At 61.1% G+C, this 16710-nt stretch carries 9 protein-coding genes, 1 tRNA gene and 1 rRNA gene; 9 read left to right on the top strand and 2 right to left on the bottom strand.

Annotated features, from left to right (window positions below; genetic code table 11):
- Window positions 1–3: 3 nt before the first annotated feature.
- The 3 genes from rrf to J7G73_RS04950 all read left to right on the top strand — a co-directional run bounded on the left by rrf (window position 4) and on the right by J7G73_RS04950 (window position 1441).
- Window positions 4–120 (top strand): 5S ribosomal RNA (gene rrf / locus J7G73_RS04960).
- A gap of 24 nt (window positions 121–144) precedes the next feature.
- A tRNA-Glu gene (locus tag J7G73_RS04955) sits at window positions 145–219 on the top strand.
- A 367-nt stretch (window positions 220–586) separates the two neighbouring features.
- Entirely contained in the window at window positions 587–1441 is an 855-nt protein-coding gene (locus J7G73_RS04950) for a metallophosphoesterase (RefSeq protein WP_291245463.1), read from the top strand.
- A gap of 69 nt (window positions 1442–1510) precedes the next feature.
- Here J7G73_RS04950 and J7G73_RS04945 read toward each other — a convergent pair whose 3' ends face one another.
- Window positions 1511–2362 carry a DegV family protein gene (locus tag J7G73_RS04945; protein WP_087295120.1) on the bottom strand — a complete coding sequence of 284 codons (852 nt, stop codon included), beginning with the start codon at window positions 2360–2362 and terminating at the stop codon, window positions 1511–1513.
- A 108-nt stretch (window positions 2363–2470) separates the two neighbouring features.
- Window positions 2471–4288 carry a 1,4-alpha-glucan branching protein GlgB gene (glgB, locus tag J7G73_RS04940; RefSeq protein WP_291245462.1) on the bottom strand — a complete coding sequence of 606 codons (1818 nt, stop codon included), beginning with the start codon at window positions 4286–4288 and terminating at the stop codon, window positions 2471–2473.
- 347 nt (window positions 4289–4635) lie between these two features.
- Here glgB and J7G73_RS04935 point away from each other — a divergent pair, with 347 nt between their 5' ends.
- The 6 genes from J7G73_RS04935 (at window position 4636) to J7G73_RS04910 (ending at window position 16700) form a co-directional block, all read left to right on the top strand.
- Entirely contained in the window at window positions 4636–6648 is a 2013-nt protein-coding gene (locus J7G73_RS04935; protein ID WP_291245461.1) for a GH25 family lysozyme, read from the top strand.
- A gap of 100 nt (window positions 6649–6748) precedes the next feature.
- Complete coding sequence (locus J7G73_RS04930; protein ID WP_291245460.1) at window positions 6749–8482, top strand: ABC transporter ATP-binding protein; 1734 nt, start codon at window positions 6749–6751, stop codon at window positions 8480–8482.
- The gene (locus tag J7G73_RS04925; protein WP_087295112.1) at window positions 8479–10290 is read left to right on the top strand and encodes an ABC transporter ATP-binding protein; all 1812 of its coding nucleotides are present in this window, start codon (window positions 8479–8481) and stop codon (window positions 10288–10290) included. The genes J7G73_RS04930 and J7G73_RS04925 overlap by 4 nt, the downstream gene beginning before the upstream one ends.
- A 200-nt stretch (window positions 10291–10490) precedes the next feature.
- Window positions 10491–11855, top strand: a complete 1365-nt coding sequence (locus J7G73_RS04920; RefSeq protein ID WP_291245459.1) for a sodium-dependent transporter — start codon at window positions 10491–10493, stop codon at window positions 11853–11855.
- 176 nt (window positions 11856–12031) lie between these two features.
- A complete protein-coding gene (locus J7G73_RS04915; RefSeq protein ID WP_291245458.1) occupies window positions 12032–14650 on the top strand; it encodes a cation-translocating P-type ATPase in 2619 nt (872 codons plus the stop codon).
- A gap of 394 nt (window positions 14651–15044) precedes the next feature.
- Window positions 15045–16700 carry a 2-isopropylmalate synthase gene (locus J7G73_RS04910; protein WP_291245457.1) on the top strand — a complete coding sequence of 552 codons (1656 nt, stop codon included), beginning with the start codon at window positions 15045–15047 and terminating at the stop codon, window positions 16698–16700.
- Window positions 16701–16710 lie beyond the last annotated feature (10 nt).

The raw sequence follows: 16710 nt of genomic DNA, 5'->3' as shown, positions 1-16710 counted from the left end.
ATGGCCGGTGCCGATGACGCAGAGGTCCCACCTGTTCCCATTCCGAACACAGAAGTTAAGCTCTGTTGTGCCGAAGATACTTGGTTGGAGACGACCTGGAAAAATAGGTAGGCGCCGGCTTTTCTCTTCTCTTTATTTTCATATGGCCCGTTGGTCAAGCGGTCAAGACGGCGGCCTCTCACGCCGCAAACGGGAGTTCGATTCTCCCACGGGTCACCACGTCGGAATGGACTCCATTCCATTCAAAAAGCCCAGCCGAATGGCTGGGCTTTTCTCATACCATTTCGTCATTCCTCCTTAACCCCACAAAATTTTGCGAGGCAAACTTTTGCGGGGTGCCCGCTGCCGGGGCAGACGGGCACCCCGGCAGAATGGACTTCATTCCATTCAAAAAGTCGGCCATTCGGCTGGGCTTTTCTCATACCATTTCGTCATTCCTCCTTATCCCCACAAAACTTTGCAAGGCAAACTTTTGCGGGAGTCCCACTGCTGGAACGGCTTGAAACTCATAAATTTTTTCTATCATCTTTGGCTTAAAAGCTGCATGGACTGCGGCATAGGGCTTTTTATATAGAGAAATAAATCCATGAAATACAAACAAACAAAAAGAAAACGGCGCTGGATTTGGGTGCTGTTCTGGATCGTGCTTGCCGCTCTGCTGGCAGGGCTGTATGCCCGTTTCGTGGAACCGAATCTGCTGGTAGTGCGCAGACTTTCCTTTCAGGCACAGGGAATCGCAGCCGACTGCCGTGTTGTCTTCTTTACCGACACGCATTTTGGGGAAGACAAATCCGTTGATTCCGCAAAACAGCTGGCAGACCATATCAATCGGCTGGAACCGGATCTGGTGATTTTCGGAGGTGACCTGCTGGACAACTACGCCCGCGACCGGGAACAGCTTGATCTGGAGCTGCTGCGGCAGCAGCTGAGCAATATCGAAGCCCCGGGCGGAAAATACGCGGTTTGGGGCAATCACGACTGGGGCGGCGGTGCAGCGCGCATCTATCAGAAGTTTATGGAATCCTGCGGCTTCCGGGTGCTGAAAAATGAAAGCCTGCTTTTGGAGGAGTATCAGCTCCAGCTGCTGGGTTATGACGACTATCTGACCGGCGAGCTGGGAGGTCAATTGCCCGCCTTTGCAGAAGGTGTATTCCCTTTGCTGGTTGCCCATGAGCCATATACGGCGCAATTGCTTTCGGGCATACCGGAGCGTGCGCTGATGCTGTCCGGTCATACCCATGGCGGACAGGTTGGAATCCCCTGGATCGCCCGCCGGATTCTGCCGCCAGGCTCCGGTGGCTTTGTACGCGGATTGTATGCACTGGATGACGCGGAGCATTCCGCTCAGATTTATGTGAGCAGCGGCATCGGAACCACGCGGCTTCCGCTGCGGCTGCTGTCGCCGCCGGAAATTGTGTGTATTGATCTGCAGCCTGAATAAAAGCAGAATCATAATAGAAAAAGCTCTGTGCTGATTTTTCAGCACAGAGCTTTTTGCGTTGCAAAACAGTTAATCCTCGTCCTTGGCAAAATAGGCGATACCTGCCGCACCGGGGCCGGCGTGGGTGCCGATGACCGGTCCGATGTGGAACACTTCGGCAGCCGGGAGATGCAGATTGCCGATCAGATATTTCTGAATGGGCTCCATGGCACGGTGATGAGCAGTATAGCCCACCAGATACCGCTTGTCCGGGTCCAGACCGCCGTCCTGATCCAGCTGCTTGAAGAGGGCCACATAAGCACCGGGCAGACCGCGTGCTTTGCCCACCAGAGCCACATGACCGTCCTTCATGCCGACCACCGGCTTGATGCCAAGCACGGCACCGGCAAAGGCCTCCGCACCGGTAAGCCGCCCGCCCTTGCGGAAATATTTCAGGTCATCCACCACAGCCAGCAGCCGGACCTTGTGTTTTTCCTCTTCCAGAATGCTTACAATCTCGCCTGCGGAACGGCCTTCATCCCGCAGCTCCACCGCAAGACGAACCAGCAGCTGGTTGCCCAGTGTGGCGCTGAGACCGTCGATCAGATAGATCTTGTCGTAATCCACCAGGGAAGCAGCGATCTGCGCGGACTGGTAGGTACCGGAGATCTTGCCGGAAAGCAGGATGGCAATCAGCTCGTCGCCTGCGTCCCGGGCGTCGTTGAAGGCCTTCTCAAAGGCCTCCGGGCTGGGCTGGCTGGTGCTGGGCAGCTTGTGGCATTCGCTGAGCCGCTGATAGAATTCTTCGGGGGGAAGATCCAGTCCATCCCGATAGGTGTCGCCGTTTTCAAAGGTTACCTGCAGGGGGACGATCTCCACCTGCATGCGCTGGGCCAGCGCCGCGGGCAAATCAGCGGTGGAGTCAGTCAGGATACGCAGCATAGAAACGTACCTCCTAAATTGTAATGGGGGCAGCCGGGCTGCCCAAAGATTTCTGTTGCCTTCATTGTAACGGGAAAGAGAAATACTGTCAATCTGACGGCAGGTATCTTACAGCCGGTACAGGCTGCCGCTCAAAGCGGGCAGGTCCAGACGAAGGGTGTGGCTCTTGCCCAGTACACCGCCCGGCGTTGCCCAGCATTCGGCAGCAGGGCAGCCGTCTCCGCCATACTGCGGGGCATTGGTGCAGAGAACCAGCCGGGCGTGGCAGGCATTGTCGAAATACAGCGGGTATTGATCGTGAGATTTATCCTTGGTGTTGAGCACGATCAGGAAGGTGGAGCCGTCCGCACTGGTGCGGGTGAAAGCGAACACGCCGTCCTCCACCGCTTCGCAGGTGACCCATTGGAACCGTCCGCTGTGGTATTCACCGCTGTATAGTGCGGGCTCCTGCAGATACAACTTGTTCAGATCCCTGGCCAGCCGAAGAAAGGCCTGGTGCATGGGATATTCCAGCAGACACCAGTCCATGGCACGATCCTGGTCCCATTCCCGGAAGTGGGCCAGCTCGGTGCCCATAAAGCTGAGCTTTTTGCCGGGATGCAGCATGAAATAAAACTGCAGCAGCCGGGCCTGGGCAAATTTCTCCTCGTAGCTGCCCCACATCTTGTCAATCAGAGTGCGTTTGCCGTGCACCACCTCGTCGTGAGATAATGCCAAAAGGTATAATTCGTTGTAAAAATACTCCATGGAGAATGTAATGGTGTGATAGAGGCCGGGGCGCTGGTCGAAGGGGGCGGAGAAGTAGCGCAGAGTGTCGTTCATCCAGCCCATATCCCATTTGTAGTCGAAGCCAAGGCCTTCGTACTGTACCGGGGCGGTGACCTTCAGATAGTTGGTGCTGTCCTCCGCAGCCAGGATCACCCCGGGGAAGCGCTGGTGCAGGCCCTGGTTCATGGTCTGCAAAAAGTTTACCGCGCCCTGGTTCACACCCCGGGCGTCGTCGCCCTGCCAGTAGAGTGCCCGGCTCACTGCGTCCATGCGCAGGCCGTCGCAATGGTAGGCCTCCAGCCAGAAGGCGGCGGCGCTGTTCAAAAAGCTGCGCACCTCGCCCCGGTACAGGTTAAAGTTGTAGCTGCCCCACTCACTCAGGCCCACATCGCTGTCGTATTCGTAAAGGTGCCCGCCGTCCAGCCGGGCCAGTGCGTCTCCGTTGCAGGCGAAATGCACCGGCACAAAATCCATCAATACGCCGATGCCAGCCTGGTGGCAGGCATCCACAAAGGCGGCAAATTCCTCCGGTGTGCCGTAGCGGCTGGTCACGCTGAAATAGCCGGTGCACTGGTAGCCCCAGCTGCCGTCGAAGGGGTGCTCCGCCAGCGGCAGCAGCTCGATGAAATTATACCCCTGCTCCCGCAGCCAGGGGATCAACGCCCCGGCCAGCTGGCGATAGGTGTACCACCGACCGTCCGGATGGCGCTTCCAGCTGCCTGCGTGCAGCTCGTAGATGTTCAGGGGCTGGTCGTAGCGGGCACTGCGGCCGGCAATCCAGGCCTCGTCCTTGAACTTGTGGGCGGGCATACCCCACAGCACGCTGGCGCTGCCGGGGCGCAGCTCGGTATAAAAGCCGTAGGGGTCGGTGTGCAGCGCCCAGCCACCGTCCTGCTTTTGAATGTTGTATTTATAAAACTGGCCCTGATGTGCTTTTGGCACATAGCCGCTCCACACACCGGCGGCATCCCGGGTCAGGTCCTGGCCGGACCAGCCGTTAAAGTCGCCGCAGACCTGGACCCGCTGTGCACCGGGCGCCCAGATGCGAAACCACCAGGCCTCGGGGCCCTGGTCCGGGGCCGGGTGCGCGCCCAGCATATGGTGTGCATCGAAGCACAGACCGGTGTGGAATTCGGTGGGTAGCATGGGAAAATCCATGGGGAAAACTCCTTTGTTTCAATGAGGAAAATGCAGATCGTTCAGCACCGCCGCAGAACTTACGCGGCAAAGCGCAGGCGGCATTGCCTTTATTTCCCTTACATCTTACAACAAGAACGGGAAAAATTCCAGTGGAGGGTTAAAGAGAACGGTGATTGGTAGAGCAAAGAGAAAAAAGATAACAAGAAGCGGGAATGGGATTCGTGCAAAGTTCTGAAAAAGAGCAAGAATTCGGAAAGACTGTTTCCCCATGGGGAAAATATGATATACTTATACATGATTACAGCCTTTTTCGCCGCAAAGCGGAAAAGTTAATCGATTATAGAAAGAGAAAGGAAGCTCGTCCTATGAACAAACGGGATCTTTCCCGCTATTTTTCGGGCAGCAAATTTTCCCGTATGCCCCTGGGCAAGGCGCTGGTTGCGCTGAGCTGTGCGCTGGCGGTTACTGTGAGCTGCGGCGCTGGCATTGCCTTCACCGCTGTGAATGCGGCCAACAACAGCTCGTCGGTATCGGTGAGCGTGGTGCAGCCGGTATCCAGTGAAGCCCAGAGCGAGCCGGAGGCAACCGCAACGCCGGAGCCCACCCAGGCCCCGGTCCGTTTGGAGATCGAGGCCACTGCCGTGCAGCAGAGCGTAGGCGTTACCGTGATGGACGCTGACAGCGGTCTGCCGGTGCTGGGCCAGGATTTTGAGGTACAGCTGACCCCGAAATCCGGCAAGGCAAGCACTTATACAGTGGACCCGGAGACCGGTACGCTGCTCATCAAGCAGGTGAACATTGGCGAATACACGGTCTCGGTGACCGAGCGGGAGGGCTTTGTGACCCCCGAACCGGTGACCCTGGCGGTGAAGGAAAAGGTCCAGTACAAGGCTGATGTGGAAGCGGTCAAGGACCAGATCAAGCAGTCCAGCGAGGTCAACGAGGCCACGGAGGATAACGGCAACGCCAGCCATGCGGGTGCCGGCACCGGAAGCGGCAAGGACCCCACTCTGCCTGAGCCCACTGCGGCCCCCACAGCCACCCCCTCCGGCAACGACTACGATTACAACGAATCCTCTGCGGAAGAGCGTAAGACCACGGTTTACATTCCCGATGTGGTGGATCAGAACGGCCGCAGATATCTGAAATATGCGGACGGCAGCATCAGTCCTTACTATGTAGGCAAGACGGCCACCGCGCAGGATGGCACCGAGTTCCTGGTGGAAGCCACGCTGGACGCGGGCATGGTTCCCACGCCTACCCCTGCACCCACTGAGGTGCCTACACCGGAACCCACTGCTGTTCCGGAGCCTACCCAGGCCCCGGCGGACAGCACCTCCAATTCCGTGCCTGCTTCCGCTTCAACCTCGGTGCAGACTGCGGCGGGCGGTATCTTCGGGCTGGATCTGGGCGTATGGGCCCGAGGTGGCCTGCTGGCAGCCGGTGCGGCCGATGGCGTGAGCACCCTGTCGCTGGAGCCCACACTGCGCTTCTATGACGAGGGAGCCATGCAGGGCATCGCCCATGACGGCTTTGCCATGACGGCGGTGGAAAAGGTGATCGTGACCCTGTATTCCGGCTGGTACCCCAGCACCTCGGACAAGCAGGCTTACTACGATCCCAGCACCCACCAGAAGGTGACCGGCACCAAGGTGATCGCCGGCACTACATACAAGTTCGATGAGAACGGCACGCTGGTCAAGGAAGAGAGCAACAGCGGTTCGAATAGTGGTTCGAACAGCGAGGGCAGCTCGAGCGGCAATGGCGGCGGTACCACCTGGGTAAAGGGCGTGGATGTGTCCAAGTATCAGGGCAACATCGACTGGAACAAGGTAAAGGCCTCCGGCATCGAGTTTGCCATCATTCGCGTGGGCTACCGTGGCTACGGCACCGGCGTTCTGGTTGAGGACTCCACCTTCCGCCAGAACATTAAGGGCGCCACCGCGGCGGGTCTGAAGGTGGGTCTGTACTTCTACAGCCAGGCCATCAATGAGACCGAAGCCGTGGAGGAGGCCAGCATGGTGATCAGCCTGTGCCAGGGCTACAACATCAGCTACCCCATCTACTTTGATACCGAGAAGGTGGCAGGCGACACCGGCCGGGCCGACAACATCAGCCGTGCCCAGCGCACTGCCAATGCGGTGGCCTTCTGCGAGACCATCCGCAACTCCGGCTACAAGGCGGGCGTTTACAGCTACGCCAGCTGGTTCTACAATCAGCTGAACATGGCCAGCCTCTCGCCCTACAGCATCTGGATCGCTCAGTATCGGGACGAGCTGTCCTTCGATTACAACTACGATATCTGGCAGTACAGCAGCACCGGCTCGGTGCCCGGTATCCCCAAACCCACCGATATGAATGTGAGCAAGCTGGGCTGATCGCCCAAAGACAAAATCCCCCTGGGCGGTTCCGGCCTGACCGGAATCTGCCCGGGGGGCCGTTTTGTTCCCAATCAAGTTGAAAAAGGAGGAGCTGCGTATGGAACAGCTGAAGCGTGTTTTCGCGCATCTGGGCCGTTATAAAAAAGAGTTCATCCTGGCGGTGCTGTTTGTGGTGCTGGAAACCGGCCTGGAAATGTTCATTCCGGTGATCATGGCCGATACCATCGACGTGGGTGTGGCCAACCGGGACGTGAATTACATTCTGGTGAAGGGCGTGCAGATGGGCGTGTGCGCCCTGCTCTCGCTGGTGACCGGCATGCTCTATGCCCGCTATATGGCCCGGGCGGCCTGCGGTTTCGGCGCGATCCTGCGCCGGGAGCAGTATGAGAAGATTCAGGAGTATTCCTTCTCGGATCTGGATCGGTTTGAGACCTCGTCGCTGATCACCCGAATGACCACCGACATCACGGTGCTGCAGAATGCGGTGAGCGGCGGGCTGCGGCCCATGGTACGCGGTCCCTCCATGTTGATCATGGGCGTGGGGCTGGCCTTTTTCATGAACGCCCGGCTGAGCCTGATCTTCCTGTGCTGCGTGCCGGTGCTGGCGGCGGTGCTGGCCTTTATCGTGTATAAGGTGGCGCCCATGTACAGCCGTTTGCAGGTGGCTGTGGACCGGGTGAACGTGATCGTGGAGGAAAACCTGACCGCCATCCGTGCGGTGAAGGCCTTCGTGCGGGGCGAGTATGAGGAGGAGAAGTTCGAGCGGGTAAACAGCGGCCTGATGCAGACCAGCCAGCGCACCTTCCATTATGCGGTGATGAACCTGCCCGCATTCCAGTTCACCATGTATGCGGCGGTGACGCTGCTGCTCTGGTTCGGCGGTAACATGGTCATTGTGGGTAGTATGCAGGTGGGCAAACTCACCGGCTTTCTGAGTTATGTGCTGCAGATCATGAACTCGCTGATGATGATCTCCAACGTGTTTCTGATGCTCACCCGTTCGCTGGCCAGCGCGGCCCGTGTGATGGAGGTGCTGGACCATTCCCCCAGCCTGACCGACGGGGCTGAGGAGCGGGAGGAAATCGCGGACGGCAGCGTGGAATTCTGCCATGTGGACTTTAAATACAGCGCCACAGCCCGGGAAAATGTGCTGGAGGACATCTGTCTGCGCATCCCGGCGGGGCAGACACTGGGCATTCTGGGCGGCACCGGCTCGGCCAAGACCTCGCTGGTGCAGCTGATCCCCCGCCTGTATGATGTGACCGGCGGCTGCGTGAAGGTGGGCGGCCGGGATGTGCGGGAGTACCGGCTGGAGGCCTTGCGGGATGCGGTGGGCATCGTGCTGCAGAAGAACGTGCTGTTCAGCGGCACCATCCGGGAAAACCTGCTTTGGGGCAACGAGCAGGCCAGCGACGAAGAGCTGGACTGGGCCTGCCGCACCGCCTGCGCCGATGAATTTTTGAGCCGGATGCCCAAAGGGTTGGACACCGAGCTGGGTCAGGGCGGCGTGAACGTGTCCGGCGGCCAGAAGCAGCGCCTCTGCATTGCCCGCACCCTGCTCAAGCGGCCCAAGGTGCTGATCTTCGATGATTCCACCAGCGCAGTGGACACCGCCACCGAGGCCCGCATCCGGGCGGGCCTGACGGCGCTGAAGGATACCACCAAGATCATCATTGCCCAGCGGGTGACCTCGGTGATGGAGGCGGACCAGATTCTGGTGCTGGAGGATGGCCGGGTGAACGGCATCGGCACCCACGCCCAGCTGCTGGCGGAAAACGCCATCTACCGGGAAATCTATGAATCCCAGATGAAAGGAGGCGGCGAAGAATGAGCAGACGGCAGTTTACGGCCCGACGGCCCAACGACCTGGGCCACACCCTGAAGGTGCTGCTGGCCTACATGGGTCACCATAAGCTGATCATGGCGCTGGTGGCGGTGCTGGTGAGCCTGAGCGCCGCCGCCAATCTGCTGGGAACCTTCATGCTCAAGCCTCTGGTGAACCGCTACATCCTGCCCGCCAATACAAACGGACTGCTGGCGGCGGTGGGCATTGTGGCGGCCATCTACGCGGTGGGCGTGGTGTCCGCCTTCGGCTATACCCAGCTGATGGTGAAGGCCGCCCAGAAGATCGTGTATGAGATCCGGCGGGACCTGTTCGGCCATGTGCAGACCCTGCCGCTGCGCTACTTCGATACCCGCAGCCACGGCGACATCATGAGCCGCTTCACCAACGATGTGGACACCATCGCCGACGCGCTGAACAACAGCTTCGCCATGGTGATCCAGAGCTTTATTCAGATTGTGGGCACCCTGACGTTGCTGTTCGTGCTGAACTGGCAGCTCTCGCTGGTGGTGGTGCTGGGCTACGTTGCCATGTTCGCCACCGTGCGCTACAGCGGCCAGCGCAGCAAGCGGTATTTCCAGAGCCAGCAGCAGGTGCTGGGCAAACTGAACGGCACCATCGAGGAGATGATCAGCGGCCAGAAGGTGATCAAGGTGTTCAACCACGAGCGCCAGAACGTGGAGGCCTTTTGTGCCCAGAACGAGGCGCTGCGCCAGGCGGCCACCAGTGCCCAGAGCTACGCGGCCACCATGGTGCCCACCGTGGTGAGCATCTCCTACGTGAACTATGCCATTGTGGCGGTGCTGGGCGGTCTGATGGCCATTCACGGCATGACCGACGTGGGCAGCCTGACCAGCTATCTGGTGTTCGTGCGTCAGGCGGCCATGCCCATCAACCAGTTCACCCAGCAGTCCAACTTCCTGCTGGCGGCGCTGGCGGGCGCGGAACGCATCTTCAACGCCATGGAGGAGGCTCCGGAGGTGGACAAGGGCAGCGTGGAGCTGACCGGCACCCAGGACGCCTGGGTCTGGAAGGACCGGGCAAACGGCCAGCAGACCCCGCTGCGGGGCGATGTGCGCTTTGAGCATGTGAGCTTCGGGTATGACAGCTCCCGCCTGATTCTGAAGGACATCAGCCTCTATGCAAAGCCCGGCCAGAAGATCGCCTTTGTGGGCTCCACTGGCGCGGGCAAGACCACCGTGACCAACCTGATCAACCGGTTCTACGATGTGACTGACGGGCGCATCACCTACGACGGCATTGATGTGCGCCGCATCCGGAAGCCGGACCTGCGCCGGTCGCTGGCGGTGGTGCTGCAGGATACCCACCTGTTCACCGGCACCATTGCGGACAACATCCGCTTCGGCAAGCTGGACGCCACCGACGAGGAGGTGGTGGCAGCGGCCAAGCTGGCCAACGCCCATTCCTTCATCCGCCGCCTGCCCAAGGGCTACGACACCCCGGTCACCGGCGACGGCAAGAACCTTTCCCAGGGGCAGCGCCAGCTGCTGGCCATCGCCCGGGCGGCCATCGCGGACCCGCCGGTGCTGATTCTGGATGAAGCTACCAGCAGCATCGACACCCGCACCGAGGCCCTGATCGAAAAGGGCATGGACCGGCTGATGGAGGGCCGCACCGTGTTTGTGATCGCCCACCGCCTGTCCACCGTGCGCAACGCGGATGCCATCATCGTGCTGGAGCAGGGGCAGATCGTGGAGCGGGGCAGCCACCAGGAGCTGCTGGACCAGAAGGGCGAATATTATCAGCTGTATCACGGCATGTTCGAGCTGAGCTGAGAGGAACCGCGCGCCGTGCCTGCCTTGGGCAGTTTGCCCGGGCGGGCACGGCGATTTTTGTTTGTCACAAAAAGTCACAAAATGCGGCTTATGGCTTGTAGTCACTGTACTGTGAATGTATAATAAAGAGGTACTGCAGCAAAGTGCTTGCGGAGCGCGACGCCCGGTGCGGATCAACGAACGGCGAGAGGAAGAGAATTATGCAACGTGAAAAATTCGGTTCCCGGCTGGGCTTTCTGCTGCTCAGTGCCGGGTGCGCCATTGGCATCGGCAACGTGTGGCGCTTCCCCTATGTGGTCGGCCAGAATGGCGGCGGCCTGTTTGTGCTGCTGTATGTGTTTTTTCTGGCAGTGGTGGGCATTCCCGTGCTGACCATGGAGTTTGCCATCGGCCGGGCCAGCCGCAAAAGCTGCATCAAGGCCTATCAGGAGCTGGAGCCAAAGGGGTCCAAGTGGCACTGGCACGGCATCTTTGCCATGCTGGGCAACTATGTGCTCATGGCCTTTTACACCACCGTGGCGGGCTGGATGCTCTATTACTTCTACCGGTTCCTCACCGGTGAGATGAGCGGGCTGGATAAGGCTGGCATCGACAGCGCCTTCTCCGGTATGCTCACCCAGCCGGTGACCATGACCGTGTGGATGCTCATTATTGTGGTGCTGGGCTTTGTGATCTGCTCCTTCGGCCTGCAGAAGGGCGTGGAGCGCATCACCAAATGGATGATGGTGGCCCTGCTGGTCATCATGGTGGTGCTGGCGGTGAACAGTCTGTTTCTGCCCGGTGCCTCCGAGGGCATCCGCTTTTATCTGGTGCCGGATCTGAGCAAGGTGCAGGAGACCGGTATTCTGGGCACCATCACCGCTGCCATGAACCAGAGCTTCTTTACGTTGAGCCTGGGCATCGGCGCCATGCTGATCTTCGGCAGCTATCTGGGCCGGGAGCGGCGGCTGCTGGGCGAGTCCATTAACATTGCCATTCTGGACACCTTCGTGGCCTTTGTGTCCGGTCTGATCATCTTCCCGGCCTGCTTTGCCTACGATGTTCCCGTGGACAGCGGCCCTCCGCTGATCTTCATGACCCTGCCCAACGTGTTCAACTCCATGGCGGCGGGCCGTGTGTGGGGCACCCTGTTCTTTTTGTTCATGAGCTTTGCCTCCTTCTCCACCATCGTGGCGGTGTTCGAGAACATTCTGGCCTGCACCATCGACCTTTCCGGCTGGAGCCGCAAAAAGGCCGCGCTGGTGAACGGCATCATCGTGGCCATCATCTCCATGCCCTGCATTCTGGGCTACAATGTGTGGAGCGGCTTCGTGCCCTTTGAGGCCGGCACCGCGGTGCTGGATCTGGAGGACTACCTGGTCAGCAACATCCTGTTGCCCGGCGGCTCGCTGGTCTACCTGCTGTTCTGCGTCAGCCGCGTGGGCTGGGGCTTCAAGAACTACCAGGAGGAGGCCAACCAGGGCGTTGGTCCCAAGGTACCCAATTGGGTGCGCGGCTATGTGACCTTTGTGCTGCCCATCCTGGTGGGCGTGCTGCTCATCCAGAGCATCCTGCGCATCAAATAAGCTTTGCATTTCGCCGCCCCGGTTCTGGCCGGGGCGGTTTTCTTTTGTTCATTTGATATACGAATTGTATAAATTGATTGAAATATATCAAAAACGGGCGGCTTTTCCCATTCATGCCCCGCTTTTCTGCCGCATACACTGAAAAGAACCGGTTGCGGAAAAAGGAGGACGAGGGAATGGAATGGTATCAGCTGGAGACCGAGGCCGCGCTGGGGCGGGCAAAAAGCAGCTGTCAGGGGCTGAGCGGAGCAGAGGCCGCCCGCCGCCTGACCGAGTGCGGCCCCAACCGACTGAAGGAACAAAAGCAGGCCGGGCTGTTCCAGCGTTTTTTGCAGCAGATGGCCGACCCCATGATCGTGGTGCTGCTGGCCGCGGCGGCGGTGTCCGGCGGGGCGGCGGCCGTGGCAGGGGAGAGCTTCGCGGATGTATTCATCATCCTGGCGGTGGTGGTCATCAACGGGGTGTTGGGCGTTTATCAGGAGCACAAGGCCGAGCAGGCCATCCAGGCGCTGCAGAAGCTCACGGCGGCCCACAGCCGGGTGCTGCGGGGCGGCCGTCCGCTGGAGGTGGCCAGTGAAGAGCTGGTGCCGGGGGATGTGGTATTGCTGGAGGCCGGGGACGCAGTTCCGGCGGACGGGCGGCTGCTGGAATGCGTGAGCCTGCGCACCGAGGAGGCGGCTCTCACCGGCGAGAGCCTGCCGGTGGAAAAGAACACCCGCCCGGCGGCGGCAAACACCCCGCTGGCCGAGCGTCGGTGCATGGCCTATCTGGGCAGCACAGTGCGGTATGGCCGGGGCAAGCTGCTGGTCACCGCCACCGGCATGAACACCGAGATGGGCCGCATCGCCGGGGCGCTGGCTGAGACCGCCCAGGGCAAAACGCCCCTGCAGCAGACGCTGGCGGGCCTGAGCCGGGCCCTGAGCGCGCTGGTGCTGGCCATCTGTGTGTTTTTGTTCGGGTTCAGTCTGTGGCGAAATGGCAGTGTGGATCTGCCCACCGTGCTGGACACTTTTCTGGTGGCGGTAAGTCTGGCGGTGGCCGCGGTGCCGGAGGGTCTGGCGGCGGTGGTGACCATCGTGCTCTCGGTGGGGGTGACCCGCATGAGCCGCCAGGGGGCGGTGATCCGGCGGTTGACCGCGGTGGAGGCGCTGGGCTGTGCTCAGGTGATCTGCACCGATAAGACCGGCACCCTCACCCAGAACCGGATGGAGGTGCAGAGCTGCCACGGTCCGCAGAAGCCGCTGGCCACCGCCCTGGCCCTCTGCACCGACGCGGAGCTGGAGCCGGACGGCACGGCGCAGGGCGAGGCCACCGAATGCGCGCTGGTGGAATACGCCGCCCGCCTGGGACTGCGCAAGGCGGCGCTGGCGGCGGCTCAGCCCCGGGTGGCCGAGCTGCCCTTCGACAGTGAACGCAAGTGCATGAGCACCTTTCATAAGCAGGGGGGAGGCATCGTCCAGTACACCAAGGGCGCGCCGGATGTGCTGCTGCAAAAATGCACCCACTGGATGCAGGACGGCCAGCCCCGACCCCTGACCCAGGCGGACCGCAGCCGCATTCTGGCCGAGAACCGGCGGATGGCGGCTCAGGCGCTGCGGGTGTTGGCGGCGGCCTGCCGCCGGTGGGAAAAGCTGCCCGCCCCCTTAACGCCCGCCGCGGCGGAAAATCAGCTGGTGTTTCTGGGGCTGGTGGGCATGCTGGACCCGGTGCGGCCCCAGGTGCCGGGGGCGGTGCGGGTCTGTCGGTCGGCGGGCATCCGCACCGTGATGATCACCGGCGACCACCCGGACACCGCCGCCGCCATCGGCCGCACGCTGGGGCTGGTGAGCAGCGCGGGGCAGGTGGTCACCGGCGCGGCGCTGGACGCCATGAGCGACGAGGAGCTGCGGCGCAGAGCCCCGGAGTTTTCGGTGTACGCCCGGGTGCAGCCCCAGCACAAGGCACGCATTGTGCGGGCCTGGCAGCAGCGGGGTTGCGTGACCGCCATGACCGGCGACGGGGTGAACGACGCCCCGGCGGTGAAGGCGGCGGACATCGGCGTGGGCATGGGCGTCACCGGCACCGATGTGACCAAGAACGTGGCGGATATGGTGCTGGCGGATGACAACTTCGCCACCATCGCCGCAGCGGTGGCCGAGGGGCGGCGCATTTACGAGAACATTCGCAAGGCCATCCAGTTTCTGCTGGCCTCCAACATGAGCGAGGTGGCCAGCATCTTTCTGGCAACCCTGCTGGGCATTCGCCTGCTGGAGCCGGTGCATCTGCTCTGGATCAATCTGATCACCGATTGCTTCCCCGCGCTGGCGCTGGGCATGGAGCAGGCGGAGCCGGGCAGCATGCACCGGCCGCCCCGCCCCCGGGGGCAGGGCATCTTCGCCGGGGGGCTGGGTGTGGATGGGCTGTGGCAGGGGGCACTGGTCACGGCGCTCACACTGGGGGCATACTTTGCGGGGGTGCGGCTGGAGACCGGCCTCTGGCAGGTGGCGCAAAGCCAGCTGGGGGTGACCATGGCCTTCCTCACCATGAGCATGGCCGAGCTGTTCCACAGCTTTAACCTGCGCAGCCGCCGGGGAAGCATCTTTGCCCAGCAGGGAGAAAACCCCTACCTCTGGGCGGCGCTGGCGGGTAGTCTGGCCCTCACCACCGGGGTGCTGCTCTGGCCCCCGGCCGCAGCTGCCTTCGGCTTTGCAGCCCTGCGTCCGGCCCAGTACGGCCTGAGTCTGGCGCTGGCGGCAGCGGTGATCCCGGCGGTGGAACTGGTAAAATGGATGCTGGGCGGCGAAAAACAGGGTTGACAAACTGGATTTAATGCGTTAAACTACTACCAAGATAAAAATCCAAATGCGTGGACGGGGAAAAAGCAGAGCCCATACGCCTTCAGAGAGCTGCCGGTCGGTGCGAGGCAGCGGCGCGGAATCTGTATACTGGCCCCTGAGCACCCGGCGGAACTCTGCTTTGTGAAAGGCGGTCAGTAGGTCAGGGCGGAACCCCACCGTTATCCGGGGCGCGGTTCGCGGCATTGTCCGCCGACCGTACAGAGCGGCTGACACACAGCAATGAGAGTGGTACCGCGGGAGCTTACATGAACGATGTGGCCCTCGTCTCTCAGGGGCAAAGACCCTTGAGAGACGAGGGCCTTTTTGTCTGCATCCGCCCCGCAGGCAAAACAAAATAAGGAGCGATTGTTTTATGATGGATGTCAGCAAGTATCAGATCGGCTACTACAACCCGCCCAAGACCGAGTACCGCTGGGTGCACAAGGACCACATCGAAAAGGCCCCAGCCTGGTGCAGCGTGGACCTGCGGGACGGCAACCAGAGCCTGATCGTGCCCATGAGCCTGGAGGAAAAGCTGGAGTTCTTCCAGCTGCTGGTGAAGATCGGCTTCAAGGAGATCGAGGTGGGCTTCCCCGCCGCCAGCGAGACCGAGTACGAGTTCCTGCGCACCCTGATCGAGCAGAACATGATCCCCGAGGACGTGACCGTGCAGGTGCTCACCCAGTGCCGGGACCACATCATCCGCAAGACCTTCGAGGCGGTGCAGGGCGCGCCCAGCGCAGTGATCCATTTCTACAATTCCACCAGCGTGGCTCAGCGGGAGCAGGTGTTCAAGAAGAGCAAGGAGGAGATCAAGAAGATCGCCACCGACGGCGCGGCCCTGGTCAAGCAGCTGGCCGCCGAGTACCCGGGCAACTTCCGGTTTGAATACAGCCCGGAAAGCTTCACCGGCACCGAGCCGGAATATGCGCTGGAGGTCTGCAACGCGGTGCTGGACATCATGCAGCCCACCCCGGAAAAGCCCATGATCATCAACCTGCCGGTGACCGTGGCCATGAGCATGAGCCACATCTACGCCAACCAGATCGAATACATGAGCGACAACCTGAAATACCGCGACAGCGTGGTGCTCAGCCTGCACCCCCACAATGACCGGGGCTGCGGTGTGGCCGACACCGAGCTGGCCCTGCTGGCCGGCGCGGACCGGGTGGAGGGCACCCTGTTCGGCAACGGTGAGCGCACCGGCAATGTGGACCTGATCACCCTGGCCATGAACCTGTACACCCATGGCGTGGACCCGAAGCTGGATTTCAGCGATATGCCCTCCATCGTGGAGCTGTATGAGCGTGTGACCCGGATGCATGTGTACGAGCGCACCCCCTACGCGGGCGCACTGGTGTTCGCGGCCTTCAGCGGCAGCCATCAGGACGCCATCGCCAAGGGCATGAACTGGCGCAAGGAAAAGGGGCTGCACCAGTGGAACGTGCCTTACATCCCCATCGACCCCACCGACATCGGCCGTACGTATGACGGCGATGTGATCCGCATCAACAGCCAGAGCGGTAAGGGCGGCATCGGATTTTTGCTGCAGCAGAAGTTCGGCTACGATCTGCCCCCCAAGATGCGGGAGCATTTCGGCTACACGGTCAAATCCATCTCGGACCACGCCCACAAGGAGCTTTCGCCCGACGAGGTGGCCCAGGTGTTCTACGATACCTATTTGAACAAATGCACTCCGGTGGACATTCCGGATGCCCACTTCATTCAGAAAAACGGCATCTTCGCGGCCATCACAGTCGCCATGCCGGAAGGCTCCACCAAAGAGAGCAGCGCCCAGGGCAACGGCCGTCTGGACGCGGTGTGCAACGCATTGAAGGCGGCCACCGGCCAGGATTTCACCATCGAGACCTATTCCGAGCACAGCCTGCAGCACGGCTCCACCAGTGAGGCGGCGGCCTATGTGGGCCTGCGCTGGGGCGACGGCACCGTGACCTGGGGCGCCGGAACCGACACCGACATCATCCGCGCGGGCATCAAGGCAATGGTCAGCGCGGCCAACAACAAATAAAGGGGAAGAA

Origin of the sequence: Allofournierella sp., from assembly GCF_017889395.1 — a bacterium.
Classification (GTDB): domain Bacteria; phylum Bacillota; class Clostridia; order Oscillospirales; family Ruminococcaceae; genus Allofournierella.
This window is presented reverse-complemented; position numbering and strand designations above follow the sequence as displayed.

Bases quoted from the DNA above. Each gene is read 5' to 3' on its own strand.
- J7G73_RS04935 (WP_291245461.1), top strand. From the start codon at position 4,636: ATGAACAAACGGGATCTTTCCCGCTATTTTTCGGGCAGCAAATTTTCC.
- J7G73_RS04950 (WP_291245463.1), top strand. From the start codon at position 587: ATGAAATACAAACAAACAAAAAGAAAACGGCGCTGGATTTGGGTGCTG.
- J7G73_RS04920 (WP_291245459.1), top strand. From the start codon at position 10,491: ATGCAACGTGAAAAATTCGGTTCCCGGCTGGGCTTTCTGCTGCTCAGT.
- J7G73_RS04945 (WP_087295120.1), bottom strand. From the start codon at position 2,362: ATGCTGCGTATCCTGACTGACTCCACCGCTGATTTGCCCGCGGCGCTG.
- J7G73_RS04915 (WP_291245458.1), top strand. From the start codon at position 12,032: ATGGAATGGTATCAGCTGGAGACCGAGGCCGCGCTGGGGCGGGCAAAA.
- J7G73_RS04930 (WP_291245460.1), top strand. From the start codon at position 6,749: ATGGAACAGCTGAAGCGTGTTTTCGCGCATCTGGGCCGTTATAAAAAA.
- J7G73_RS04910 (WP_291245457.1), top strand. From the start codon at position 15,045: ATGATGGATGTCAGCAAGTATCAGATCGGCTACTACAACCCGCCCAAG.
- J7G73_RS04925 (WP_087295112.1), top strand. From the start codon at position 8,479: ATGAGCAGACGGCAGTTTACGGCCCGACGGCCCAACGACCTGGGCCAC.
- glgB (WP_291245462.1), bottom strand. From the start codon at position 4,288: ATGGATTTTCCCATGCTACCCACCGAATTCCACACCGGTCTGTGCTTC.